The following is a 23,546-nucleotide window of genomic DNA, read 5'->3' on the forward strand; positions in this document are numbered from 1 at the left end:
CTGAACCGGGCCGCCCGCCGGGACCTCCGGCCCCGCCCAGCCTCAGCCCCACCACCTCGAAAGGGGACCCCCGTGGACCGGGACGACACCACCCTGCGCGTACTCTCCACCAGCGACCTCGCCGGCCTGGACATCTCCCTCGCCGACGTCGTCGACACCGTCGAACAGGCCTACCGCACCCTGGCCGCCGGCCAGTCCGACAACCCGCGCAAGCTCACCGTCAAGCCCGCCGACGGCCACTCCGTCTCCTACGCGATGCTCGGCCGCGACGGCTCCCGCAACGTCGTCGCGATCAAGACCTCCTACAAGCACGGCCTGCACGAGAGCCGCGAGAACCAGCACTACTACACGACGCTGACCATCTACGACGACGTCACCGGCCTGCCGGTCGCGATGATGGACTGCTCCCGGATCGGTTCGCTGCGCACCCCGGCCGTCTCCGCCCTGCTGGCCCGCGAGTGCGCCGCGCCGGACGCGCGCACCGCCCTGGTGATCGGCACCGGCACCCAGGGCCGGCTCGCGCTGCCGTTCCTGCTCACCACCCTGCCGAAGCTCGACCGGCTGCTGCTGTCCGGCACCCACCCCGAGGGCATCGCCGCCGTCCGCGCCGAACTCGCCCGGCACTTCCCCGACCGCGAGATCGAGCTCGTCGAGGACCTCCGGCGGGCCGCCCGGGACGCCGACGTCCTCGTCGCCACCGCCGGCGGCCACACCGCCGCCGCCGTGGAGGCGGACTGGCTGAAGCCCGGCGCGGTGTCGATCCTGGTCGGCCACGGCCTCGCCCCCTCGACGCTGCACCGCGCCGACCGGGTGATCGCCACCAGCGAGGCCCAGATGAGGGTCACCGGCACCGACATGGCCGACGAGGACGGCGCCTTCCCGGCGGTGGACCTTGAGCTGCCCGTCGTCCTCTCCGGGGTCTCCAAGGCCCGCACCGCACCCGAGCAGCGGATCTTCGCCTACAACAGCGGCCTCGTCGTCACGGACATCGCGCTGGGCCACCGCTTCGCCCAGCTCGCCACCGCCCAGGGCCTCGGCACCGAGGTGGCCCTGTGGCGCTGACCCTGCCCGCCCACGCCGACCCGCTCACCGACCGGATCCAGGCCACCGGCCTGCTGCCCGAACTCGCCCACGGCCTCGGCGGCCCGTTCCACTACCTGCTGCCGGAACGCTTCGACGCCAACCTCGCCGCCTTCCACGCCGCCCTGGCCGAGGCCGGGGTCGAGGGCCGGGTCCACTACGCCAAGAAGGCCAACAAGGCCTCGGTGTTCATGGACCGCTGCGCGGCGGCCGGCGCCGGCGTCGACGTCGCCTCCCCGGGCGAGCTGCGCGACGCGCTCGGCCACGGCGTGCGCGGCGAGGACCTGGTGGTCACCGGCCCCGCCAAGACCGGGCACCTGCTCGGCGTCGCCGCCCGGCAGGGCGCCCTGATCGCCGTCGACGCGCTCGACGAACTCGACCGGGTGCTGGCCCTCGGCGGCGCCCGCCCCGCCCGGATCCTGCTGCGCTGCCACCCGCCGGCCCAGCCCCGCAGCCGGTTCGGCCTCGACGGCGCCCAGTTGGACGAGGCGCTGCGCCGCTGCGCCGCCGCCGCGGGCACCGTCCGGATGGAGGGCTTCAGCTTCCACCTCTCCGGCTACGAGGTGCGGCCGCGCACCGACCTCGCCGGTGAGCTCGTCGAACTCTGCGGCAAGGCCAGGGTGTTGGGCCTGCCGGCGGACCGGATCAGCATCGGCGGCGGCTTCGCCGTCGACTACGTGGCCGCGGACGCCTGGCAGACCTTCCTCGCCGAGCAGGGCCCCGGGCACTACCACGCCGGCAAGGCCTTCGCCCGGGAGGACTTCTACCCGTACCACTCGCCGGTCGCCGGGGCCGACGCGCTGCGCGCGATCCTCGCCGCGAGCCCCGGCGGTACGGGTCCGAGCCTGGCCGAACGGCTGCGGCAGGCCGGGGTGCGGCTGCTGGTGGAACCCGGCCGCGCCCTGCTGGACCGCGCCGGATCGTCCGTCTTCCAGGTCCAGGGCGTCAAGGACCGCGCCGGCTACGGGATCGTCACCGTCGACGGCACCAGCCTGAGCCTGTCCGAGCAGTGGTTCAACAGCGAGTACCTGCCCGACCCGGTCCTGCTGGGTGACCGCGCCGGCGACGGCCCGGCGGAGCCGTTCGCGGCCTGCGTCGGCGGTGCCAGCTGCCTGGACTCCGACCTGCTGACCTGGCGCAAGATCGCGTTCCCGGCCCGGCCCCGGGTGGGTGACCTGCTCGTCTACCCCAACACCGCGGGCTACCAGATGGACTCCAACGAGTCCCCGTTCCACGAGCTGCCCCTGCCGCCGAAGGTCGTCATCGACCACCCGGAGGGCGGCGGCCGCCCGCGCTGGCGCCTCGACCGCTGACCCCGGCCCGCCCTCGCCGTCCTCCCCGCCGTCCCCGCTCTCGCCGTCCCCACGGAGCCCCGCATGAACGACGCCCTGAACCGCCCGCCGGTGGTCACCCGGATATCCGACCTCATCGGCTACACCCCGCTGTTCGAACTCGCCCGCGCCGACAACGGCGCCCGCCTCCTGCTCAAGCTGGAGATGTTCAACCCCACCGGCAGCGCCAAGATCCGGATGGCCCGCCAGATGGTCCTCGACGCCGAGGAGCGCGGCGAGCTCCGCGAGGGCGGCCACATCATCGAGTCGACCTCCGGCAACACCGGTCTGGGGCTGGCGGTCGTCGCCGCCGAACGCGGTTACCGCTTCAGTGCCGTGGTGGACAACCACGCCGCCGTCGACAAGCTGCGCGGTATGAAGGCCATGGGCGCCGACCTCGTCCACGTGGACGGCGACGGCGGGGAGGAACTGCACACCGCCGCCCGCGAGGAGCTCGCCGAGGACATGGCCCGCGGCCGGGAGAACACCTTCTTCACCGAGCAGCACAACAACCCCAGCAACGCGGTGGGGTACTACGCCGTGGGCCGGGAGATCGCCCAGGCCCTCGACCACCGTGTCGACGTGCTGGTCGGCGCGGTCGGCACCGGCGGCGGCCTGTGCGGCACCGCCCGCGAACTGAAGAAGGCCGTCCCCGGCCTGAGCGTGGTCGGCGTCGAACCCAAGGGCTCCATCGCCTTCGGCCCGCCCGCCCACGACTACTACCAGTCCGGCACCGGCACCCCCGAGGGCGCCACCATCGGCCTGCTCGTCGACTACGACCTCATCGACGAAGGCGTCAAGGTCGGTGACATCGAGGCCTTCGCCACCGCCCGGGTGGTCGCCCGCCGCACCGGTCTGCTGATCGGCGGCTCCGCCGGCGGCGTCGTCCACGAGGCCCTGAGCCGGCTGCCCGCCCTCGCACCGGACTCCGTTATGGTCGCGTTCATCAACGACGGCGGCGAGAAGTACATGGACACCGTCTTCAACGACGAGTGGATGAACGCCCGCGATCTTCTCGTCCCGGCCGTCGAGGCCGAGATCGACGAGGCCCTCACCAAACTCCGCAGGCCCTGACTTCCAGGAACGTGACCCCGCCATGCAGCAGCTCGCCATCCTCGCCCGCGACAGCCGGGCCCTCGCGGCCCTCGCCGTCCCGCTCGCCCTCACCCAACTCGCCCAAGTCGCCCTGACCACCACCGACACCATCATGATGGGCGTCCTCGGCACCGAGGCCCTGGCGGCCGGCGGGCTCGCCCTGGTCGTCTTCAACCAACTGCGCACGATGGGCGTCGGCCTGGTCACCTCGGTCGGCAACCAGGTCGCCGCGGCCGCCGCCCGGGCCGAACGGGCCGGCGGGGCGGGCCCCGGCGAGACCGGCGCGGACACCGGCCCCGACGCGGCCGGCGCGGAGGTGCGCGGCCTGGTGCGGGCCGCGATGGCCGTCGCCACCCTGGCCGGCCTCGCCGGCGCCGTCCTGATGGTCCTGATCGGACAGGCCGCCGGCCTGCTCGGCCAGGACGCCGCCGTCGCGGACCGCGCGCAGGGCATGCTCGCCGCCCTCGCCCCGGGCCTGCTGCCCTGCCTCTGGTTCCAGGCGATCCGTCAGTTCAGCGTCGGCATGCGCCGCCCGCAGGCCCTGCTGCAGATCACCATCGCCTCGGTGGCCGTCAACGCCGCCCTCAACTGGGGTTTCATCCACGGCACCTGGGGCCTGCCCGAACTCGGCCTCACCGGCATCGGCGTCGCCACCAGCAGCGTCTACCTGCTCTCCTTCCTCGCCCTCTACGCCAGCGCCCGCCGGGACCCGCAGCTCGCGCCGCTGCTGAGCCTGGACTTCTGGCGCGCCGACGTCCCCACCGTGCGGCGCCTGCTCGGCCTCGGCACCCCGATCGCCGCCACCTACGGCTCCGAGGCAGGGTTCTTCTCCGTCACCGCGCTGCTCGCGGGCAGCTTCGGCGCCGCCGCGCTCGCCGCGCACACCGCCGTCAACCAGCTGATCTACATCGTCTTCCAGGTCGCGGTCGGCCTCTCGCACGCCGCCTCCATCAACGTCAGCCGGGAACTGGCCCTCGGCGCGTACCCGGCCGCGCGCCGGATCAAGAACACCGCTCTCGCCTGCGGAGCCGCCGTCACCGCGCTGGTGGGCATCGTCTACCTGGTCCTGCCCGAGCTGGTGCTGCGGCCCTTCTTCGACCCCGGCTCGCCGGCCGACCAGCCGGGCCTGCGGATCGCCACCGGCCTGCTCGTCGTCGTCGCCGTCCTGCAGTTCTTCGACTGCGCCCAGAACATCGGCGTCGGCCTGCTGCGGGGCCTCGACGACACCCGGAGCGGCTTCCGGATCACCCTCATCGGCTACTGGCTGGTGGGCCTGCCCGCCGCCTGGCTGTTCGCCTACCCGCTCGACGGGGGGACCCGGGGCCTCTGGCTGGGCCTGCTCGTCGGCCTCGCCACCACCGCGGTGCTCCTGCTGCGCCGCTACGGCCTCGCCCTCGGCCGCAAGGAAGCCGTCGCGCCCGCCGAGGCCGTGGCGGCGGGCGCCTGACCCGGCGCCCCCGGGACGTACCCACCCGGCCCCCGCTGCTCGTGGGGGCCGGCCGCGGTGGGCCGCCCGCCCCCGTCCCACCAGGTGGAACGTCGTGGAGGGGACAGCCCGGTCCGCTGACCGGTCGGTAGCTCACCAGAAGATGACGATGGAACGACGGATGTCACCCCGATGACTTACAACCTCTTGATTTAGGTTGGCCTCACCTCATGAATCACGCCCTTCTGGCCGCGAACACGGCCGGATACGCCATGCCCCAGACCTGGCGGATCCTCACCAAGACCGGCTACTTCATCGGCCTCAGCGGCGTCATCGGTGCCACCGTCACCTACGCCACCACCGTCCGTCCGGCGCTGCGCGCCGCGGAAACCGGCGGCCGGAACGCCGAGGTGCTGCGAAGAAGATCGGCGACCTACCTCGCCTGGGCGGGGGTGGTGCTGCTGATCGCCGGCTACTTCCAGCTCGCCGCCCGCCTGGCCCGGGCCGGCAAGGGCATGCCGTTCGGCGACGCCCTCGCGCCCGGACGGCTCTGGGACTACCCCCAGGCCCCGGCCGCCAAGGGCGCCTGGATCGCCCAGGGCACCGTCTACCTGGTCCAGAACGCCGTCCTGGTGGTGACGGCCGCCGCCCTGGCCGCCCTGTTCGTGCCGGCCGTCCGCCGCCACACCGGCGCCGTGGCCCTCACCGCGCTGCCGCTCGCCCTCGCCGTCACCCTGATCGCGGCCGTTCCCGCCACCAAGCCCGCCGACCTGGACAAGTGGCTCGACCTGGCCTTCGACCAGACCCACATCGTCTCGGGCACCGTCTGGCTCGGCGGCCTCGCCCTGCTGGTCGCCCTCGCCGGCACCCGCGGCCGCCTCGGCGACGACGCCGGTGCGCTCTGGGCCGAGATGTGGCGCCGCTTCAGCCTGGTCGCCCTGGTCTGCGTCGGCGCGGTCACCGTCTCCGGCCTCTGGCTCAGCTGGAAGCACGTCGGCGCGATCTCCCAGCTGTGGACGACCGGCTACGGCATCGCGCTGCTGGTCAAGATCCTCCTGGTCGCCGGCCTGGTGACCGCGGGCGCGTTCAACCAGTTCTGGCTGATGCCCCGGATCGTCCGGGCCCGCCGCGCCGACGACACCTCCTCGCTGCTGCACCTGACCCTGCGGCACTTCCCCAAGGTCGTCTGGGGCGAGGTCGTCCTCGGGGTCGCCGTGCTGGTGGTCGTGCCCTTCATCGCCGGATCCGCCCGGACCGAGGCCGGCAGCGCGAAGGCCGTCTCCTCCGGCAGCGTCTTCGCCGCCGGCGCGGCCCTGGCCCTCGCGCTGGCCGTCTCCTTCTACGCCACCGTGAAGGCCGCCGAGGCGCTCTCCCGCCGCCCGGTCGCGGCCGGCGTCTGAACGCCCGGCGCCTTACCAACCGCCGTCCGACCGCCCGCCGTCCGCCGCACCCGCCGTCCGCCGCACCGCGCCGGGTCAGTTCTCCGAGCGGCGGAGCAGATAGGTGTCCATGATCCAGCCCTTGCGCGCGCGGGCCTCCTCGCGCAGCTCGCGGATCCGGGGAGCGGTCCGCGCGAGCGGTCCGGCGGCGAGGATCTCGTCCGGGGTGCCGAGGTAGGCGCCGTAGAAGATCTCCAGGCCCTCGGGGTCGATCTCGGTGAACGCGGCCCGCCCGTCCAGCATCACCACCACGTCGTCCACCTCCTCGGGGAAGCCCTCGGCGAGGCGGCGGCCGGTGGTGATCTGCACCGGGCGGCCGACCCGGGTCAGGGTGGTGCGGTGCCGGGCGGCCAGCGCCGAGACGCTGCTGATGCCCGGGATCACCTCGTACCCGAAGCCGCCGCCGCGGGCCAGTACCTCGTCGACCACGGCGATGACGCTGTCGTAGAGGCTCGGGTCGCCCCAGACCAGGAACGCGCCGGTCTCGTCCGGCCCGAGGTGGTCGGCGATCAGCCGCTCGACCACGTCCGCCCGGCGGCTGCGCCAGTCGTCCACGGCCGCGGTGTACGCGGGGGTGGTGCGGTCCCGCTCCGCGTCCGGGACCTCGACCACGCGGTGGCCGGGCCGGGCGTGTTCGGCCAGCATCTGCCGGCGCAGCCGGATCAGCTCCTGCCGTTCCTGGTTCTTGTCGAGGATGAAGAAGACGTCGGTGCGGGCGAGGGCCTTGGCCGCCTGCAGGGTGAGGTGGTCGGGATCGCCCGCGCCGATGCCGATCAGGAAGATGTGCTGCATGCAGTGATTGTGCCGTCCGCGGTGGCTGCCCACGGCCCGCCCCTGCTGCCGGTCGCCCGCCACCCGTCCCCGGGGACGGCGGACGGGCGGAGCGGGTTCAGAGGGTGGTGATCAGCCCGCCGTCGATCCGGAAGTCGGCGCCGGTGACATTGCCGGCCCGGTCCCCGGCGAGGAACAGGACCAGGTCGGCGAAGGCCGGGGAATTGCATCGGATGCATGCCTTGGGGCCATGCAGCAGGGTGACCTGCGGCTCACCGTAGCAGCCCGTAGTGCATGAGCTAATGGCCCCTGAACAGGCAAGATGACATCGATCAGTCATTTGATGCATGATCCTTCCATCTGATGCAAGGGAGGGTCGAGTGGTTCAGCAGGATGAGGCACCCCAGGGCTCCGCACGCCTGGAGCTGGTCGACGGTGTCTCGTTGCTGCACCCCGAGGACGCTGTGCTCGACGCGATGCTGAGCGGCTGGGAGCGACAGCAGCACGGCCGGCGACTGGAGCCGGACACGATCAAGGAACGGCGCCGCATCGTCAGGCGGTTCACCGTGTTCAGCGGCGAGTACCCATGGCAGTGGACTGCCGCGCACATGGACGAGTGGACCGACTCGCTGATAGCCGAGCACGGGAGAGCGAAGTCGACGATCCGCTCCTACCAGGGCGCGATACGCCTGTTCTGCGACTTCATCACCTCACCCCACTACGCCTGGGCCCAGGAGTGCGAGGTCCGATTCGGGACCCACCCAGTGCAGATCTGCCATGAGTGGAACACCGCGGTCCACCTGGAGGACTACGAGGGAGACCCGGACCGGCGACCGATGACCAGGGAGGAGGTCCAGGCCCTGTTCGACTACGCGGACGACCGTGTGGACGAGGCGGTGCGGCTCGGCAGGAAGGGCGCGCTGCCGGCCTACCGGGACGCCACCGTCTTCAAGACGATCTACGGCTGGGGCCTGCGATGCCGTGAGGTGTCGCGCCTGGACGTCACGGACTTCTACCGCAACCCGAAGGCCCCGGAGCTGGGCCGCTACGGCAACATGCACGTCCGGTACGGCAAGGCGAGCAAGGGCTCGGGGCCGCGGCGACGGATGGTGGCCAGCGTGATGCCGTGGGCGGTCGAGTCGCTGGAGGACTACCTGCTCAACATCCGGCCCCGGTTCCGGCACCACGCCGGCCACCGGGCGGTGTGGCTGACCGAGCGGGGCGGGCGGCTGCAGCCCAGAGAGATCGAGGAGCGGTTCGCCGCCTACCGGGACGCGCTGGGCATGGACAAAGAGCTTGTCCCGCACTGCCTGCGGCACTCGTACGTGACCCACCTGATCGAAGACGGCGCCGACCCGAAGTTCGTGCAGGAGCAGGTCGGCCATCGGTTCGCCTCCACCACCGCGATCTACACCGGGGTCAGCACCGACTTCATGAACACGATGATGCGCAAGGCGCTGGATCGCGCCTTCAGCACCGAACGGGAGATGGTATGACCGCCAAGCTCGACTACCGCTGGCACCTTCGGGAGCTCATGGCCGCCCGCGGCATGTTCTCCACGACTGACCTGCGGCCGCTGCTGGCCGAGCGCGGCGTCGACCTGTCGCCGAGCCAGACCTACCGCCTGGTGGTGGAGAAGCCCGAGCGGCTGAGCATGAAGACGCTCATGGCCGTGCTGGACATCCTGGGCTGCCGCATGGACGAGCTGATCGAGCCGGTCCGCGCCGCATCACACGGCCGCCGGACGGCATCGGACGCGGCCCCCGTCCCGGGCGGGGAGGGGCCGGAGTCCGGCGTGGGCGCGTTCCGGCCCAAGCGGGCCCGTATCGTTCCCGGTCCGCAGTGACCGCCACCGCACCGGCTCCGCGGTTTCTGACCGAGCCGACGTCGGTGATCGCCGAAGCGGTCGCCGCTGCGGACCCGGGCCTCCCGGCGCAGGCCATCACCCTGGCCGTGGAACGGGTCGCCGACACCAGGGCCAAGCAGCGCCGCCTCGCCCAGGCCCTCGCCGCCGATCCCGCCCTGCTGACCTCGGGCCGCCCACAGGGCCCGCGCCTGATCGAGCTGCTGGTCCGCGAACTGCTGCCGCACGGCCCAACCCGCCTGGTACTGCCCCGCTGCGCCGGGTGCGGCAAGCAGAGCGTCCTCAACCGCGTCGACGGCGCGCGGCGGTTGTGCTCGACGTGCGGCAACAAGGCCACCGGCAGCGGTCGGCAGCCGTGCGCGGTCTGTGGCGAGAAGCGGAAAGTCGCGGGCCGTGACCAGGACGGCCAGCCCCGCTGTGAGCGGCACCGCCCAGCGCCGGTGGACGCACCCGCCGAGGTCTGCCGACTGCTGGGCCGGGCCGGCACCGGCCTGAACGGCGACGAGCTGGCCGCCGTCGTCGCGCAGGTGCTACCGCTCCCGGCCCAGCAGAGTGCCATGCTCAGGGACTTGACGCGCCGGCCCGAACTGCTGACCGGGCAGGGCGCCGACGGCTCCCCCCGCGTGCTCGCCCTGATCACCGCTCTGGCCTCGCGCGGCGCCCGCAACATCATCGTGCCGCCCTGCCCCCTCTGCCGGCGCGTGGTCGCGCTGAACTACGCCCGCGCGGGCGCGCGCTGCTGCCGCAGGTGCTACGAGCAGGCCAGACTGCAGCCGTGCGCCTCCTGCAAGGTGCCCTCGCCGGTGACGACCCGCACCGCCGACGGCGAGCCCCTGTGCGCCCCGTGCGTACGCCGCGACCCGGTCAACCACGAGACCTGCACCCCGTGCGGCCGCGTCACCCTGACCTACCGCGACGCGAACGGCCAGGCCGTGTGCGGAAGGTGCCAGAGGCCCCCTCTCGCGGTGTGTTCCGTCTGCCAGATCCGCAAGCCCTGCCACTTCGCCGACACCGACGCCCCGCGGTGCGCGAACTGCACCCGGTTGAACAACCGCACCGAGTGCTCAAACTGCGGCACCGACCGGATCGTCGCCGGGCGCGGACCCGACGGCGGAGCGCTGTGCACCCCCTGCATCCGCCGCCGCGAAGCGTGCTCGGCGTGCGGCCACCTCCGGTACGTCGGCGCACGTTGCGCCGACGGCAAAGCCCTGTGCAAGACCTGCTACGCCAAGGACCCGATCTCCTTCCGGCACTGCTCCCGGTGCGGCAGCCTGGAGCGCCTCCACCACCACGGACTCTGCCCGGCCTGCGCCGCCAGGCGCCAGCTGCGCGCCCTGCTCGCCGGCCCGGACGGCCACGTGCACCCGCGCCACGAGCCCATCGCCGCCGCTCTCACCGCCGGCCCCGGGTCCTCACTGCTGCTGTGGCTGAAACGGCCCGGCGGCCGGGAGCTGGTGGCGAGCCTGCGCGACATGACGCAGCCCCTCACCCATGCCACGCTCGATGAGATGACGCCGCCCAAGGCCATCAGCCACCTGCGGGCCGCACTCACAGCCCACAGCGTCCTGCCCAGCCGCGACGAGCACCTGGCCGCCTTCGAGCAGTGGCTGCCCCGAGCCCTCGCCGCGATCGACGACCGCGACGACCGGGTCGTCATCAAGAGCTTCGCGACCTGGTTCCACCTGAACAAGCTCCGGCGACGAGCCAGGCGACGGCCGCTGACCCACGGCCAGCCCCAGACAGCGAAGAATGACATCCGGGCGGCCATCCGCCTGCTCACCTGGCTGCGCGAGCACGACATCACCCTGGCCGCCTGCACCCAGGCCGACATCGACCGCTGGCTCACCTCCGACCAAGCAGGCCGGATTCTGGTCCGGAACTTCCTGATCTGGTCCGCCCAGCACGGTCACTGCCGCCGGCTGGCCGCCCCCGGCCGCCGGGGAACACGTGCCCAGGACACGCTCGCCGACGCGGAGCTGCGTTGGAGCATCAGCAAGCGCCTGCTGCACGACACCAAGCTGGCGACCGGCGACCGCGTCGCCGGCTGCCTCGTCCTCCTGTATGGCCAGCCCGTCAGCAGGATCACCCACCTGACCACCAGCCACATCCAGGACGACGGCACCGTCCTCAGCCTGCGCCTTGGCACCAAGCCACTGGAGGTCCCCTCACCACTGAGCGACCTGATACGCGACCTGGTCCGCACCCGCCGCGGCTACGGCGCCCTCGGACACACCGACGACCACCACTGGCTCTTGCCCGGCGTGCGCGCCGGACGCCCCCTCAGCGCCCAGCGCCAAGCGGCGAGGCTGTACGAGCTCGGCATCAAGACCCGGGCCGGTCGGTCCACCGCCCTGCTGGACCTGGCCGCCGAACTACCCGCCTCCGTCCTCAGCGACCTCCTCGGCATCAGCATCCGCACCGCCACCGGCTGGACACAGGAGGCGGGCAACACACGCCCCGGCTACGCAGCGGAGCTCTCGCGCCGGGCCGGCCGCTGAGCGCCCGGCCCGGTGCGGGCCCTTACCTGGTTCTGTCCGCCGGCGCGGGCCGCCCGCTGATCCTCGAAGACGGCTCGCGTGCCCGGACACCGGCCCGGCCCGCCTCTTCTACGGGCGGCCCCGCGCGCTGCTCGACCAGCACCCCGCCCCAGGACCCGACGGTGGCGAACCGGTGAGCCGGTCACTGCGCGGTCAGTAGTCGGCGGCGCGGACCTGACTCACGATGCGCTCATAGGTTAGGTCAGCGACATCGCTGGCGCGGATCTCGACCCGATCACCGAGCCGATCCCACGCACGGACCCCCGGGCGGACGCCACCCAAACGGGCTACAAGACGCCCCTCGCACCGGGGTTCCGTTCTCTAGAACTGACCCTTCTTGCAATCCGCAACATAACGCCACCGCAGAACGACAAAGACCCCCCGCCACCCAGAAGGGTGCGGGAGGTCCGTCGCGCAGGAGGCTAGAGCCCAAAGAAAGCCTTGAACTCTTCGAAGGTGACCGCCTCGTCCTTCTTCACACCCTTGCTTTCCATTCCCATCTTCACCACAAAGCCAGCCGCAGCAAAGGTCTCAGAGAACGCCCCGACTTCGTCCCAGGTCACGCGGCCGTCCTTGTCGGCATCGATGCGGTCGAACATGCTCTTGGCCTGCTCCAGCGTGGGCTGGGACATGGAGGCTCCTCCAATTACGAAGTGATCACGGCAAGAACAGTAATACTCGATCGCACGCCAGGACGGGGCCAAACGCGCCGGTCCTTCACCCGAAGGAGTGGTGCTGAGTGGCCTAGGCGCTGGGGCTGCCCGGCTGCTGCCGCACTGGTTCAACCCGCTGCCTCGCCCTATCCTGCCAGGGCGAGGCGAGCGGCCGAGGGGGTCACAAGGGCGCCAGCGGTCTTCGCGTCATCGACGCGTTGTACGGCCTCACCACCAGCCAGGCCGAGGGCGGCGCCGACCACGACCCCGCCCATTCTCTCCGATCGATTAATGCGGGAACAGGGCCCATATAGGGGGAGTCATCATGCAGGCTGCCAGGCGATCCACAGTGCCGAGTTTTGATTTCCCTGGCTCGTTCAAGACGGGCATCGAGTCCAGATTGCACAGGAGGTGCCGGGAGTACGGGGTTGAACAGCGTGACCTGGGTGGCAAGGGCGCGTAGGGCCACGGTCGTAACCTATCCGCTCCCTCTCTGTGTCAAGGACTTTTTGGCGACGTTTCATCGTGGTGACGCGTGCTCGGGAGAGGTTGCCTCCATCCATCAGTTCGGTGTTTTTGTCGATTCTTGGAGCACCTGAGCCTGCGATGGGTCATCCCGCCGCTGGAGGTGTCGTGGAAGTGGCTCTCCTCCTGCGGAGAGACTGTGACGGTGGGTCAACGAGTGACCGGACAGGTCCTCGGCATCGACGCCGAAGTGCGTGGGCAAGTCACCCTGAGCTGGCATAGGTCCGTCCGTTTGCAGCCCGGAACCCAGACACTCCTCAACTTCGAATAGCCGGGCATACCAGTAACCTCCTCCGGACGGGTGAAACGGCCGGTGGCCGACTCGGCGGCGGCCTGCCGGACGACCTCCTCGGCGTTGCCGCCGCCGGCCTCCGCCACGGTCGCGGCGACGCCGCCGGCGCCGAGCCACAGGGCGGTCGAGACCGGGCCGGGGCTGATGGTGTTCACCCGGACGCCGCGCGCGGCGACCTCCTTGGAGAGGGACTTGCAGAAGTTGGCCAGTGCCGCCTTCGCGGCGCTGTAGTCGATGACCGCCGGGTCGGGCAGCGCGGCGTTGACCGAGCTGATGGTCACGACGGCGGCGCTGCCCCGTTCGAGGAGATGGGGCAGCGCGGCCCGGGTGGTGCGGACGGCGGTCAGGAAGTTGACCGTCAGCGCCTGCTCCCAGTCGGCGTCGGTGACGGACAGGAAGCCGTTCGGGCGCGGGCGGACGGCGCCGACGTTGTTGACGAGCAGGTCGAGCCCGCCGAAGTGGGTGACCGCCGCGTCGACCGCCCGGGCCGGGCCGTCCGCGGCGGTGAGGTCCACCTGCAGGGGCAGGACGTCGGCCGTTCGGCCGAGCCCGGCGAGGTCCTCGGTCAGGGTGCGGGACGCGGCCAGTACGCCGACGCCCTCGGCGGCGAGGGCCCGGGTGACCGCGAGGCCGATGCCCTTGCCCGCCCCGGTGACCACGGCCGTCCTGCCCGACAGGTGCAGGTCCATCTCCGACTCCTCCAGCGCGCTGCCGGGCCCACCCGCCCGGTCGGGCGTGGCCCACGGTGGCACCCTCGCAGCAAAGCCCCCGGACCGCATCCGGGCCCGGGCCCGTAAGGCCGGGGAGGCGACGGGGTCAGCGGTCCGGTCGGGCCGGTCCGGAGAGCACGTCGCCCGGGGCGGTCCACTCCTCGGCGAGGAGGCCGAGCACGACCTCGTCGCGGTGGGCGCCGTACGACCAGGCGGAGCGGCGCAGGGTGCCTTCGAGGGTGAACCCGAGCCGGGTCGCGGTGGCGATCATCGGCAGGTTCTCGGCGAGGGTGTCGACCTGGAGGCGGTGGAGGCCGCGGACGGTGAAGCCGTAGTGGCACAGCAGGGTGACGACCTCGCGGGCCAGGCCCCGGCCGCGGAACGCCGGGCGCAGGGAGATGCCCAGGTGGGCGGTGCGGTTGTGGGTGTCGATGCCCCACAGCAGGGCCTCGCCGGCCAGTTCGCCCGAGGGGAGGGTGGTGACGGAGAAGCAGGCCGCGTCCTCCGAGGGCGCGGCCACCGCGTACGGGGACTCGGCCGCCCCCGGCGCGATGGGCTGCCAGGGGCGGGAGTCGGCCCGGGAGCGGGTGACGACGTCGTCGTACAGCTCGGTCTGCAGAACGGGGACGTCGGCCTCGTGTCTGGCCCGGAGGGCGACCTTGGTGGTGTGTAGCATGTCACATTGCTATCAGGTGTGCGGCTGGTCGCGCCAGCGCATTGGGTCCTGTCCGGGCGGGGCGCCGCGCCCGGTGGCGCGGGCGTCCGGGATCGGCCCACTGGGCCCGGGGCGGTGGGCTGACCTACCATCAGAGCCTTCGTCCCCGGAGGGTGTTCATGCGTCGGATCGCCGTTGTCGGAGCGGGCCAGGCGGGTCTGCAGCTGGCGTTGGGCCTGCTCGCGGGCGGGTACGAGGTGACGGTGGTGGCGGAGCGGACCGCGGCGCAGGTGCGCGGCGGCCGGGTGCTCTCCACCCAGGCGATGTTCGGCCCGGCGCTGCGGATCGAGCGGGCGGCGGGGCTGGACCTGTGGGCCGATCGGGCGCCCGCGGTCTCCGCGGTCCGTTCGGTGCTCGCGGCGCCGCCGGGGGTGCGGGCGCTGGAGTTCACCATGACCCTGGACGACCCGGCCCAGTCGGTGGACCAGCGGCTGAAGACGGCCCGCTGGCTGGAGCTGGTCGCCGAGCGCGGCGGCCGGGTGGAGTACCGCACCCTGGACCGCGCGGCCCTGCGGGAGTTGGCCGGGCGGCACGAGCTGACCGTGGTGGCCGCCGGCCGGGGCGGACTCGCCGGGATCTTCGAGCGGGACGGGCGGCGCTCGCCGCACGACGCGCCGCAGCGGTCGCTGTCCTGTCTCTACGTGCACGGGGTCGGCTCGCCCGATCCGGCGACGGAACCCAGTGCGCGGATGCACGCGCTGCCCGGCCTGGGGGAGTTGTACCTGCAGCCGGCGCTGACCCTCTCGGGGCCGTGCGAGATCCTGCTCTGGGAGGCGGTTCCCGGCGGGCCGCTGGACTGCTTCCCCGACCGCCCGGGCCCCGCCGCGCAGTTGGCCCGGATCCGCGAGGTCCTGGGCGCGTACCTCCCGTGGGAGGCCGAGCTGTGGGGCTCCGCCGAGCCGACCGACGCGGGGGCCGGGCTGTACGGGGCGCTCACCCCGACGGTGCGCCGGCCGGTGGCCCGGCTGGACGGGAGCGGCGGGGAGGTCCATGTGCTGGGCATCGGCGACGCGGTGGTGCTGAACGACCCGATCACCGGCCAGGGCGCCAACAGTGCCGCGCGGGCCGCCGACGCCTACCTGCGGGCGATCGCCGCGCACGGCGGGGAGCCGTTCACGCCCGCGTGGATGCACGACACCTTCGAACGGTTCTGGCAGGAGCACGCGCGCCACACCGTCGACTTCACCACCGCGATGCTGGCGATGCCGGAGCACCTGCGGGGCGTGTTCGCCGCGGCCGCGGCGTACCCGGCGGTCGCCCGCCGCCTCGCCAACACCTATGCCGAGCCGGCCGACCACGCCGCCTGGCTCGCCACCCCGGAGTCGACCGCGGCCTACCTGGCCTCGGTCGCCTAGGGTGCCGCGGACCGGTCCCGGGTCACCCGCCCCGGTCAGGCCGGGCCGGGCCCCGCGTACCGGGCGAGCAGGAGGTCCACACCGGAGCCGATCAGGACGGCCAGCCGGGCGTCGTCGAGTTCCTCGTCGGGGGCGAAGGTCCGCATCAGCTGCGGGACGCCGAGGGTGGCCGCCACCAGCTGCTGGACGGCGAGTTCCGGCTCGGGGGCGGTCAGCCGCCCGAGCCGGTCGAGCTCGGTGAAGGCCTCGGTCAGCGGCCCGTTGATCATGTCGTAGCTGAGCCGGTACCAGAGCCGGCCCAGCTGCGGGAAGCGCTCAGTCTCGCCGATGACCAGCCGGCGCAGGGACATGATGTCGGGGCGCAGCAGGACGTGGGCCCACGCGGTGGTGAGGTCGACCAGGGCTGCCCGCAGGTCGGCGGCGCCCACCAGGGTGGAGGTGCTGGATTCGAGCCCGGCGTAGGTCTGCGGCAGGACACCGCCGATGACGGCCAGGAACAGGCGCTCCTTGCTGCCGAAGTGCTTGTAGATGGTCGCCTTGGAGACGCCGGAGCGACCGGTGATCGCGTCCATGGACGCGGCCGAGTAGCCCTCGGCCAGGAACTCGGTGAGCGCCGCCTCGATGATCGCCCGGCGCTTGCGCTGGGCGGCGTCGGTCGGGTCCGGGATGACCGGGATGCCGTACTCGTCCGTCGCGTCCGCTGTGTCGGCGCCCATGGCGGTGTCCTCCGGGTTCTGGTCCTGGATGCGGGGGAGCCCAGTGTATGAACTGAACCGTTCGGTACGCAAAGACGGCGGGGCCGGCCGGCCCGGGGGCCGGGGGCGCGTCACCGGGGGAGCCGCCCCATCAGGCCGAGGCTGTGGTCCCGCTGGGCCTGGTGCAGCTCGGCGACGGTGTTCATCACGAAGGGACCGCTGCGGGCGACCGGCTCGCCGATCGGTTCGCCGACCAGCACCAGGACCTCGGCGGCCCGGCCCGGCGCCTCGACGGTGAAGCGCTCGCCGTCCTGGGCGAGCACCGCGAGATGGCCGTCCGGCAACTGCGCGTCGGGGGTCGCGGCCTCGCCGGACAGGACGTACAGCAGGGCGTTGTGCCCGGCGGGGGCGGTGAACTCGGCCAGGGCGCCGGCGGCCAGGCGGGCGTGCACGACGAGGACCGGGGTGTGGGTCGTGAACGGCCCGGTGGCGCCGTGCGTGCTGCCGGCGATCACGGTGAGTTCGGCGCCGTCGTCGGTGGTCACCACGGGCAGGTCGGCGGCCTCCGCGTTCTGGCTGCGCGGCGGGAGCGTCTTGAGGGCGGCCGGCAGGTTGACCCAGATCTGGAGCATGTGCTGACGGCCGCCCGCGGCGAGGAACTCCTCGGTGGGCAGCGCCTCGTGGACGATCCCGGAGCCGGCGGTGAGCCACTGCACGCCGCCGGCGCGGACGACCGCGTGGTGGCCCCGCGAGTCGGCGTTCGCGATGTCGCCGTCGATGACGTACTGGATGGTCTCGAAGCCGCGGTGCGGGTGCGGCGGGGCGCCCTTGGCCTCGCCGGGGGCGAGCTCCACCGGGCCGACCTGGTCGACCATCAGGAAGGGGTCGAGGAAGGGCAGGTCGGCGGTGGGGAAGGGGCGGCGGACCGGGAAGCCCGCGCCCTCGTAGGTGTGGACGGGGCGGACGACTCGGACGGTGGACCGCGTGGCGGTGGTGGTGGTCATGGCTCCAATGAACTACACGATTCAGTTCACTGTCAAGACTGAACCGTTTGGTTGACATAATGAACTGAGCGGTTTAGTTTCCCCGGTGTCGGCGCCTCCCGCTCGGCGGAGCGGGAGGCGCCGGCGGCCGCTCAGCCGGCCGGCCGGGCCCGGATCGCGGCGACCAGTTCGGCGATGCCGTGCTCCCTCAGCACGCCGTAGTGGTCGCCGGCCAGTTCGACCACGAGCGGCGGCGCGGCCGAGTAGCCGGAACTCCCCTCGATGAAGGAGTAGTCGTCACCGGCGGCCTTGACGATGGTCACCGGCGCGTCCAGCCGCCGCCGCGCGAGCTCGCCGAAGCTGTAGTCGAACTCGTAGGTCTCCCCGACGATCCGGGTGATCCGGCGGATCAGCTCCTCGCCCAGCTCCGGCATCAGGCGGTGGACGACGGCGGTGAAGCCGTCCTCGTCGTGCGCCTCGGCCAGGCACGCCTCCAGGCCGGGCCCGCCGACCGAGCCGGCGAAGACCGAGTAGAGGATCGCGACATAGGCGGGGTTGCGGTAGGAGGCCTCGCGCCCGTGCCGCCCGCCGCCGACCCGGCGCAGCTCCGGATTGCCGGGGCAGATCAGCAGCAGGTCCGCCACCCGCTCGCCGGCCCGCTCCAGCTGCCAGGCCGTCTCGAAGGCGACCCGGGCGCCGAAGGAGTACCCCCACAGGGTGTAGGGGCCGGTGGGCTGCACCCGGCGGATCTCGGCCAGATCGGCCGCGGCCATCTCCCGGATCGTCGGGTACGGCGTCTCCCCGGCGTTGATGCCGTGCGCCTGGACGCCGTAGAACGGCCGGCCCACGGTGCGCCCGAGCAGGCGCAGGTTCATCGGATAGCCGCCGAGCCCCGGCCAGCAGAACACCGGGCCGCCGGCGCCCTCGCGGTGCAGCGGCACCAGCCGCGAGCCGGGCTCGCCGGCGTCCCCGTCGATCCGGGCGGCCAGATCGGCCAGCTTCGGGCTCTCGAACAGGATCTGCAGCGGCAGCCGGGTGCCGAACTCCCGGTTGAGCCGGTTGATCAGCGCCACGGCGATCAGCGAGTTCCCGCCGGCGGAGAAGAAGTCGTCCGCCACCGACACGTTCTCGTACTTCAGCGCCCCGCCCCAGGCCGCGGCGAGCCGGTGCTCGGTCGGCGTCGACGGCGGGACGTCCGGGCCGCCCGGGCCCGCGTCGCGGACCGCGGGATCGGCGGCGAGCGCCTTCGTGTCCACCTTGCCGTTGGCGGTCAGCGGCAGCCCGTCCAGGACGAGCACCCGGTTGGGGAGCATGTAGTCGGGCAGGACGGCGCCCAGTTCGTCCCGGACGATCTCGGCCGGACCCTTCATGTGGACGGCGTCCTCGATCATGCCCTCGCTGCGGATCTGCTCCTCGCTCACCTTCCCGCCGAGGAAGAAGTACGACGGTCCCGGCTCGATCCCGCAGGAGGCCAGCACGGAGTCGATCCGCCGCGCGGACGGCAGCGGGTGCCCGGTCCGCGAGCTGTAGCCGGAGGACATGAACCCGAGGCCGAGGCCGAGCCCGGCGCGCTGCAGCCGGTGCAGTGCCTTGCCCAGGCCGATGTACTCCAGCCACGGTTCGTCGGCCCGGCTGACGGCGGTGATGCCGAAGCCGGCCCGCTCGTACACCTGCTGGTTGATCGCGATCACGTGCCGCGACCGCACCAGCTCGTCCGAGATCCGCGTCAACGCGCCGTCCGCGTAGCGGTACTGGCCGGCGGTCAGGCCCACGACCCGCCCGGGGTGGGCCTGGACGTAGAACTCGGTGCGGTCCGGCCGCGGCCGGCCGTCGGCGGGGCCGATCCCGAACGAGCCGAGGTAGTGGTCCTCCTCGGCGACGTCCAACCCGGCCCGGACGGACGGCAGGATGCCGAGCGGCCGGACGGCCAGCCCGTAGGCGGGCAGCACCTCCTCGAACACGCCCACCATGTGGCCGGCCTCGAACTCCAGCACCTCCAGGATGTTGTTCCGGTACACCGGCGCGATCGCGCGCCGCTTGCCGAGGAAGTGGACGGTCAGGCCGGGGCGCCCGGCACCGTCGCCGACCCGCACCAGGGTGTGCTCGACCGGGTGGTAGTAGTACACCCCGGCGTCGAGACCGTCGGCGCCGCCGGTCTCCAGGTACAGCTGGGTGGCGTACAGCGCGCCGGGGGAGGCGTAGGCGTACTTCGGCAGCAGCCGCTCCGGACTGTGGAACTGGCCGAACCACCGCAGGATCCCGCCCAGTTCGGCCAGGCCCGGTGCGGCGGCGCCCGGCTCGGCCGGCTCCGGGACGGTGGGCGGCGCGAGCAGTGCCAGCAGGTCCGCCCGGGTCACCGGTCCGCCCTCGTAGAAGCGGTAGGTCTTGCGGGCGAAGGTCTCGCGCCGCTGCCGCCCGCTCTCCCGCCGGCCGGGCAGCGCCACCACCGGCCGGCCGGCCAACTCGTCGGCGTCCCGCACACCGGGATCGGACAGCTGCGCCCGGACCTGCAGCCGGCTCGCCTTGGACCGGTGGTGGCCGCCGTGGCTGCCCTGGTCCATCAGGGCCGCCTCCTTGGGGTTCAGCTCCACGCACGCCACCAGGTTCCGGTGGCCCGTCCGCGGGTCGTCGGTGACGATCGCGGCCGCCCGGCGGACCCAGGTGTGCTCCTCGATGGCGAGCGCGATCTCGTCCAGCTCGACCCGGTAGCCCCGCAGCTTGACCTGGTTGTCCACCCGGCCGGCGCACTGGAGCGTGCCGTCCGGGTTCCAGTGGGCGAGGTCCCCGGTGCGGTAGAGGCGCTCGCCCGGGAGGTGCGGCGAGGCGGTGAAGCGCTCCGCCGTCAGGTCGGGCCGGTTCAGGTAGCCGCGGGCGAGTTGGACGCCGCCGATGTACAGCTCGCCGGTCGCGCCGGGTTCCACCGGCGCCAGCTCCCGGTCGAGGACGAAGCAACCGGTGCGGTCGACCGGCACCCCGATCGGCACCGACCCGGCCTCCCCGTCCACCGCGGCGGGGTCGACGGCGTGGGCGGTCGCGTTGATCGTGCACTCGGTCGGTCCGTACAGGTTGACCAGCGTGGCCCACGGCAGTTCGGTGGTGAGGGCGCGGGCGAGCCGGCGGGAGAGCGCCTCGCCGCCCGAGTAGAGCCGCCGCAGCGTGCCGCAGCTGCCCAGCCGCTCGGTGTCCAGCAGCGCCTGGAGCAGGGTGGGCACGCACTGCAGCGTGGTCACCCCGTACTCCCGGACGGTGTCGAGCAGGGCCTCCGGGTCCCGGTGGACGCCCGGCGCGCCCATGACGACCCGGGCGCCGCCGGCCGGCGCCAGGATCTCCCACTGCGCCGCGTCGAAGCTCATCGGGGTCTTCTGCAGCACGACGGTGTCGGTCCCCAGGTGGCCGCAGTCGATCAGCCAGCGCAGTTGGGACACGATGGCGCGGTGCTCGATCATCACGCCCTTGGGGCGGCCGGTGCTGCCGGAGGTGTAGATGACGTAGGCGAGCGACTCCGGTCGGGGGCTCGGCGGGGGGTCGCCCGGGCCCTGGCTCTGGTGCGGGAACGGGCGGGCGCCGTCGGCTCCGGCGTCGCGGATCTCGTGGACGCCGTACGGGTCGGCGGAGGTGACGATCCGGGTGCCGGGCGGGGCGAGCCCGGCCAGCCTGGTCCGGAGGCGCTCCTGGGTGACGATCACCCCGGTCCGGCTGTCCTCGATCATGTAGCGGATCCGGTCCTCCGGGTACTCCGGAGAGAGCGGCAGGTAGGCGGCCCCGGCGTACAGGATTCCCCAGGCGCCCACCATCAGGTCCGGCGAGGGTTCGACGTAGAGGCCGACGCAGTCGTCCGCCGCCACCCCGAGGTGGTGCAGGTGGGCACCCAACTCCGCTGCGGCGGAACCGAGTTCACGGTAGGTGAGGGGCAGGCCGGCGCCGGTCACGGCGATGGCGTCCGGCCGTGCGGCCACGTGCTGGTCGAGCAGGTCGGGCAGGCAGCGGGCGCGGCGGGTGTCGTGGCGGGTGAGCTGCGGGGACTGTGCGGACATGGTGGGATCCCCATCGGGTGGCGGGAACGGATGACGTCGCCCGGCGTACCGGGCCTGTCACCCAAGGTCCGCCGCCCGCTGTCCCGGCCGCCTGGGGCACGGGTCGTCTCTTCCGCCCGGCGCCGGTCCGGCGGCGCCCGGGTCCGGTCCCGGGCGCCGCGGCCGCGGCCGGGCCGCAGGTCCCGGGGCAGAGGGGGCCGGGGCAGAGGGGTCCGGGGCAGGGAGGTCCGGGGTAGAGGGGGCCGGGCCCGGTCAGCCCGGTCCGTCTCCGTGGCCCACCGGGTCCGGCACGGCCGCCAGCAGGTCGGCGCCGTTGTTGCGGACGCTGTTGACGGCGGTGGAGACCGGCCGCACCGCGAGTTCGTCGCCGGCCGGTGTGTGAAGGAGCCGCCGTAGCCCCGCCGGGTCGGTGTGTTCGGGGTCGAGCCAGGCGTCGAGGTCGTCCGGGCCGATGGTGAGCGGCATCCGGTCGTGGACCCGGCCGGCCGCGTCGGTGGCGTCGGTGGTGATGATCGTCGCCGTGGTGAGCCAGGCCGCCGGGTCGTCCTCGGGCAGCGAGCGGTCGCGCCAGAACTCGTACAGCCCGGCCATCACCAGCGGGCCGCCGGCACGGGGGTGGAGGTAGTACGGCTGCTTGTAGGCCTTCCGGCCGTCGGCGGCGGCCACCCGCACCCACTCGTAGTAGCCGTCGGCGGGCAGGACGCAGCGGCGCTTGGCGAAGGCGGAGCGGAAGGCGGGCTTCTCGTGCACCGTCTCGGACCGGGCGTTGATCAGCCGGGCCCCGGTGGCCGGGTCCTTCGACCAGGAGGGCACCAGCCCCCAGCGCATCGGGCGGAGCCGGCGGGCGAGTTCGCCCGTCTCGTGGTCGACCCGCTCCAGCACCGTCCAGACCGGGTCGGTGGGGGCCACGTTCCAGCTCGGCGCGAGGGCCTCGGCCGGGGGCGGGCCCGCCGCTCCGAGCAGGCCGAGCAGGCCCTGGGGCGTGGTGGTGGAGACGAAGCGGCCGCACATGGGCGCCACTCTGCCACCACCGGGCGGGTGGGGCCACAGCCCCCGGGCCCGGCCGGAGCCGCGTCCCGCCGGACGCGGTCCCGGCCGGCGGCCGGCACCCGGGAGGACTGACGCCCGGCGAGGCCGACCCCGCCGACCGTGCCGCTCGCGGCACGGGAGAAGCGGCCGCGCGGATTCCTCGGACCGCCGGTGGTGACGATGTACTCGTCGCCGTCGCCGTCGCCGTCGCCGTCGCCGTCGCCGGGCCACCCGGCCGATGGTCTCGGCCGGGTGACCCGGGGCATCCCGCTCTCCGAGGCCGCCCGGTTCTCCGGCTCGATGCCGGCCTCCGCCGCCGGGGGCCGGTGGGCGGCGCCCGGCCCCCGGAGGCCGGCTCAGGGGCGGGCCGGGCGCCACATGGTGGAGACGACGTGCCCCGAGGGCACGGTGACCCGGTCGAGCTCGTGGAAGCCCGCCCGGGCGTAGCGCTCGTTGTTGGCGGGGTTGCAGGACTCCAGGTAGGCGGCGGCGCCGAGGGCGTCGACGCGGGCGAGGTTCTCGGCGAGCAGGCCCATGCCGAGACCGTGGCCGCGATGGTCGCCGTGGGTGGCGAGCAGGCTCAGGAAGAAGTGCGGTTCGGTTCTCGGGTGGGCCGCCTCCAGGACCTCGAAGATTTCGAGCAGGCCGTCGGCGGTGGCCCGGTCGGTGATGCCGACCAGGAACTCCTCGAAGGTCTCCTGCTCCCGCGGGCTGAGGTCGGTGCCGCCGGGCGGGATCCAGAGCGCGGCGGACTCGACGTTCGGCGTCACCAGCGTCCAGGGGTAGCGGAGCGCCGAGGTGGCGAACAGCCGCCACATCGCGGAGGCCTGGGCCGCGCGCCGCTCGCGGTCGGGGAACGGCGGGCCCCAGAGCGGGTCGTCGAAGAAGGCGGTCGTCAGGGTGGCGACGATCGCGTCGACGTCGGCGGGCGTCGCCGTGCGGGCGGTCACGGGTGGGGTCGGTCGGTTCACTGCGCCACCTTCGGAAGGCCGGGAGAGGGTGATCGTCAGCG

Annotated in this window: 19 protein-coding genes; 9 read left to right on the plus strand and 10 right to left on the minus strand. The window is 73.3% G+C overall.

Annotated features, from left to right (window positions below):
- The first annotated feature begins 72 nt into the window (after positions 1-72).
- The 5 genes from ACIQTO_RS16200 to ACIQTO_RS16220 all read left to right on the plus strand — a co-directional run bounded on the left by ACIQTO_RS16200 (position 73) and on the right by ACIQTO_RS16220 (position 6,332).
- Positions 73-1,062, plus strand: coding sequence for an ornithine cyclodeaminase family protein (locus tag ACIQTO_RS16200; RefSeq protein ID WP_402388231.1), 990 nt, complete (start codon positions 73-75; stop codon positions 1,060-1,062).
- Positions 1,053-2,393 carry a Y4yA family PLP-dependent enzyme gene (locus tag ACIQTO_RS16205; RefSeq protein ID WP_402388232.1) on the plus strand — a complete coding sequence of 447 codons (1,341 nt, stop codon included), beginning with the start codon at positions 1,053-1,055 and terminating at the stop codon, positions 2,391-2,393. Before ACIQTO_RS16200 ends, ACIQTO_RS16205 begins: the two co-directional genes overlap by 10 nt.
- Positions 2,394-2,456: 63 nt before the next feature.
- On the plus strand, positions 2,457-3,485 hold the full coding sequence (locus ACIQTO_RS16210; RefSeq protein ID WP_402388233.1) for a cysteine synthase family protein: 1,029 nt from the start codon (positions 2,457-2,459) through the stop codon (positions 3,483-3,485).
- A gap of 22 nt (positions 3,486-3,507) precedes the next feature.
- Positions 3,508-4,953 (plus strand): MATE family efflux transporter, encoded by a 1,446-nt coding sequence (locus ACIQTO_RS16215; protein ID WP_402388234.1) that lies wholly within the window; start codon positions 3,508-3,510, stop codon positions 4,951-4,953.
- A 209-nt stretch (positions 4,954-5,162) separates the two neighbouring features.
- Positions 5,163-6,332, plus strand: a complete 1,170-nt coding sequence (locus ACIQTO_RS16220; RefSeq protein WP_402388235.1) for a copper resistance D family protein — start codon at positions 5,163-5,165, stop codon at positions 6,330-6,332.
- A gap of 75 nt (positions 6,333-6,407) precedes the next feature.
- Here the strand turns inward: ACIQTO_RS16220 and cobF are convergent, their stop codons facing one another.
- Together cobF and ACIQTO_RS16230 are read right to left on the minus strand one after the other, a co-directional pair.
- Positions 6,408-7,163 carry a precorrin-6A synthase (deacetylating) gene (gene cobF, locus ACIQTO_RS16225; RefSeq protein WP_402388236.1) on the minus strand — a complete coding sequence of 252 codons (756 nt, stop codon included), beginning with the start codon at positions 7,161-7,163 and terminating at the stop codon, positions 6,408-6,410.
- A gap of 97 nt (positions 7,164-7,260) precedes the next feature.
- Positions 7,261-7,482 (minus strand): hypothetical protein, encoded by a 222-nt coding sequence (locus tag ACIQTO_RS16230; RefSeq protein WP_402388237.1) that lies wholly within the window; start codon positions 7,480-7,482, stop codon positions 7,261-7,263.
- Positions 7,483-7,522: 40 nt separating this feature from the next.
- On the opposite strand from ACIQTO_RS16230, the gene ACIQTO_RS16235 reads away from it, so the two are divergent.
- From ACIQTO_RS16235 to ACIQTO_RS16245, 3 genes are read left to right on the plus strand one after another with little or no spacing between them, the layout of a single operon-like run.
- A complete protein-coding gene (locus ACIQTO_RS16235) occupies positions 7,523-8,638 on the plus strand; it encodes a tyrosine-type recombinase/integrase (RefSeq protein ID WP_402388238.1) in 1,116 nt (371 codons plus the stop codon).
- A complete protein-coding gene (locus ACIQTO_RS16240) occupies positions 8,635-8,988 on the plus strand; it encodes a helix-turn-helix domain-containing protein (RefSeq protein WP_402388239.1) in 354 nt (117 codons plus the stop codon). The genes ACIQTO_RS16235 and ACIQTO_RS16240 overlap by 4 nt, the downstream gene beginning before the upstream one ends.
- Positions 8,985-11,504: a hypothetical protein gene (locus ACIQTO_RS16245; protein WP_402388240.1), complete on the plus strand. Its 2,520-nt coding sequence runs from the start codon at positions 8,985-8,987 to the stop codon at positions 11,502-11,504. The genes ACIQTO_RS16240 and ACIQTO_RS16245 overlap by 4 nt, the downstream gene beginning before the upstream one ends.
- Positions 11,505-11,965: 461 nt before the next feature.
- On the opposite strand, the gene ACIQTO_RS16250 is transcribed toward ACIQTO_RS16245, so the two are convergent.
- The 3 genes from ACIQTO_RS16250 to ACIQTO_RS16260 form a co-directional block, all read right to left on the minus strand.
- A complete protein-coding gene (locus ACIQTO_RS16250; RefSeq protein WP_402388241.1) occupies positions 11,966-12,175 on the minus strand; it encodes a hypothetical protein in 210 nt (69 codons plus the stop codon).
- A gap of 696 nt (positions 12,176-12,871) precedes the next feature.
- The gene (locus ACIQTO_RS16255; RefSeq protein WP_402388242.1) at positions 12,872-13,702 is read right to left on the minus strand and encodes an SDR family NAD(P)-dependent oxidoreductase; all 831 of its coding nucleotides are present in this window, start codon (positions 13,700-13,702) and stop codon (positions 12,872-12,874) included.
- A gap of 127 nt (positions 13,703-13,829) precedes the next feature.
- Entirely contained in the window at positions 13,830-14,399 is a 570-nt protein-coding gene (locus ACIQTO_RS16260; RefSeq protein ID WP_402388243.1) for a GNAT family N-acetyltransferase, read from the minus strand.
- A gap of 158 nt (positions 14,400-14,557) precedes the next feature.
- Here ACIQTO_RS16260 and ACIQTO_RS16265 point away from each other — a divergent pair, with 158 nt between their 5' ends.
- Positions 14,558-15,793, plus strand: coding sequence for a styrene monooxygenase/indole monooxygenase family protein (locus ACIQTO_RS16265; RefSeq protein ID WP_402388244.1), 1,236 nt, complete (start codon positions 14,558-14,560; stop codon positions 15,791-15,793).
- A 35-nt stretch (positions 15,794-15,828) separates the two neighbouring features.
- Here the strand turns inward: ACIQTO_RS16265 and ACIQTO_RS16270 are convergent, their stop codons facing one another.
- The 5 genes from ACIQTO_RS16270 to ACIQTO_RS16290 form a co-directional block, all read right to left on the minus strand.
- A complete protein-coding gene (locus ACIQTO_RS16270; RefSeq protein WP_402388245.1) occupies positions 15,829-16,509 on the minus strand; it encodes a TetR/AcrR family transcriptional regulator in 681 nt (226 codons plus the stop codon).
- Positions 16,510-16,619: 110 nt separating this feature from the next.
- The gene (locus ACIQTO_RS16275; protein ID WP_402388246.1) at positions 16,620-17,492 is read right to left on the minus strand and encodes a pirin family protein; all 873 of its coding nucleotides are present in this window, start codon (positions 17,490-17,492) and stop codon (positions 16,620-16,622) included.
- Positions 17,493-17,623: 131 nt separating this feature from the next.
- Positions 17,624-21,505, minus strand: coding sequence for an amino acid adenylation domain-containing protein (locus ACIQTO_RS16280; RefSeq protein ID WP_402388247.1), 3,882 nt, complete (start codon positions 21,503-21,505; stop codon positions 17,624-17,626).
- A 252-nt stretch (positions 21,506-21,757) separates the two neighbouring features.
- On the minus strand, positions 21,758-22,516 hold the full coding sequence (locus ACIQTO_RS16285) for an SOS response-associated peptidase (protein ID WP_402388248.1): 759 nt from the start codon (positions 22,514-22,516) through the stop codon (positions 21,758-21,760).
- 374 nt (positions 22,517-22,890) lie between these two features.
- Positions 22,891-23,505 (minus strand): GNAT family N-acetyltransferase, encoded by a 615-nt coding sequence (locus tag ACIQTO_RS16290; protein ID WP_402388249.1) that lies wholly within the window; start codon positions 23,503-23,505, stop codon positions 22,891-22,893.
- Between the last annotated feature and the right edge of the window lie 41 nt (positions 23,506-23,546).

It is taken from the genome of Kitasatospora sp. NPDC091207 (genome assembly GCF_044768625.1).
In the GTDB taxonomy this organism is placed as follows: domain Bacteria; phylum Actinomycetota; class Actinomycetes; order Streptomycetales; family Streptomycetaceae; genus Kitasatospora.

Excerpts from the sequence above, each read along its gene's own strand:
- ACIQTO_RS16210 (WP_402388233.1), top strand. The coding sequence starts at position 2,457 with ATGAACGACGCCCTGAACCGCCCGCCGGTGGTCACCCGGATATCCGAC.
- ACIQTO_RS16215 (WP_402388234.1), top strand. The coding sequence starts at position 3,508 with ATGCAGCAGCTCGCCATCCTCGCCCGCGACAGCCGGGCCCTCGCGGCC.
- ACIQTO_RS16220 (WP_402388235.1), top strand. The coding sequence starts at position 5,163 with ATGAATCACGCCCTTCTGGCCGCGAACACGGCCGGATACGCCATGCCC.
- cobF (WP_402388236.1), bottom strand. The coding sequence starts at position 7,163 with ATGCAGCACATCTTCCTGATCGGCATCGGCGCGGGCGATCCCGACCAC.
- ACIQTO_RS16230 (WP_402388237.1), bottom strand. The coding sequence starts at position 7,482 with ATGACTGATCGATGTCATCTTGCCTGTTCAGGGGCCATTAGCTCATGC.
- ACIQTO_RS16240 (WP_402388239.1), top strand. The coding sequence starts at position 8,635 with ATGACCGCCAAGCTCGACTACCGCTGGCACCTTCGGGAGCTCATGGCC.
- ACIQTO_RS16250 (WP_402388241.1), bottom strand. The coding sequence starts at position 12,175 with ATGTCCCAGCCCACGCTGGAGCAGGCCAAGAGCATGTTCGACCGCATC.
- ACIQTO_RS16255 (WP_402388242.1), bottom strand. The coding sequence starts at position 13,702 with ATGGACCTGCACCTGTCGGGCAGGACGGCCGTGGTCACCGGGGCGGGC.
- ACIQTO_RS16260 (WP_402388243.1), bottom strand. The coding sequence starts at position 14,399 with ATGCTACACACCACCAAGGTCGCCCTCCGGGCCAGACACGAGGCCGAC.
- ACIQTO_RS16265 (WP_402388244.1), top strand. The coding sequence starts at position 14,558 with ATGCGTCGGATCGCCGTTGTCGGAGCGGGCCAGGCGGGTCTGCAGCTG.
- ACIQTO_RS16270 (WP_402388245.1), bottom strand. The coding sequence starts at position 16,509 with ATGGGCGCCGACACAGCGGACGCGACGGACGAGTACGGCATCCCGGTC.
- ACIQTO_RS16275 (WP_402388246.1), bottom strand. The coding sequence starts at position 17,492 with ATGACCACCACCACCGCCACGCGGTCCACCGTCCGAGTCGTCCGCCCC.
- ACIQTO_RS16280 (WP_402388247.1), bottom strand. The coding sequence starts at position 21,505 with ATGTCCGCACAGTCCCCGCAGCTCACCCGCCACGACACCCGCCGCGCC.
- ACIQTO_RS16285 (WP_402388248.1), bottom strand. The coding sequence starts at position 22,516 with ATGTGCGGCCGCTTCGTCTCCACCACCACGCCCCAGGGCCTGCTCGGC.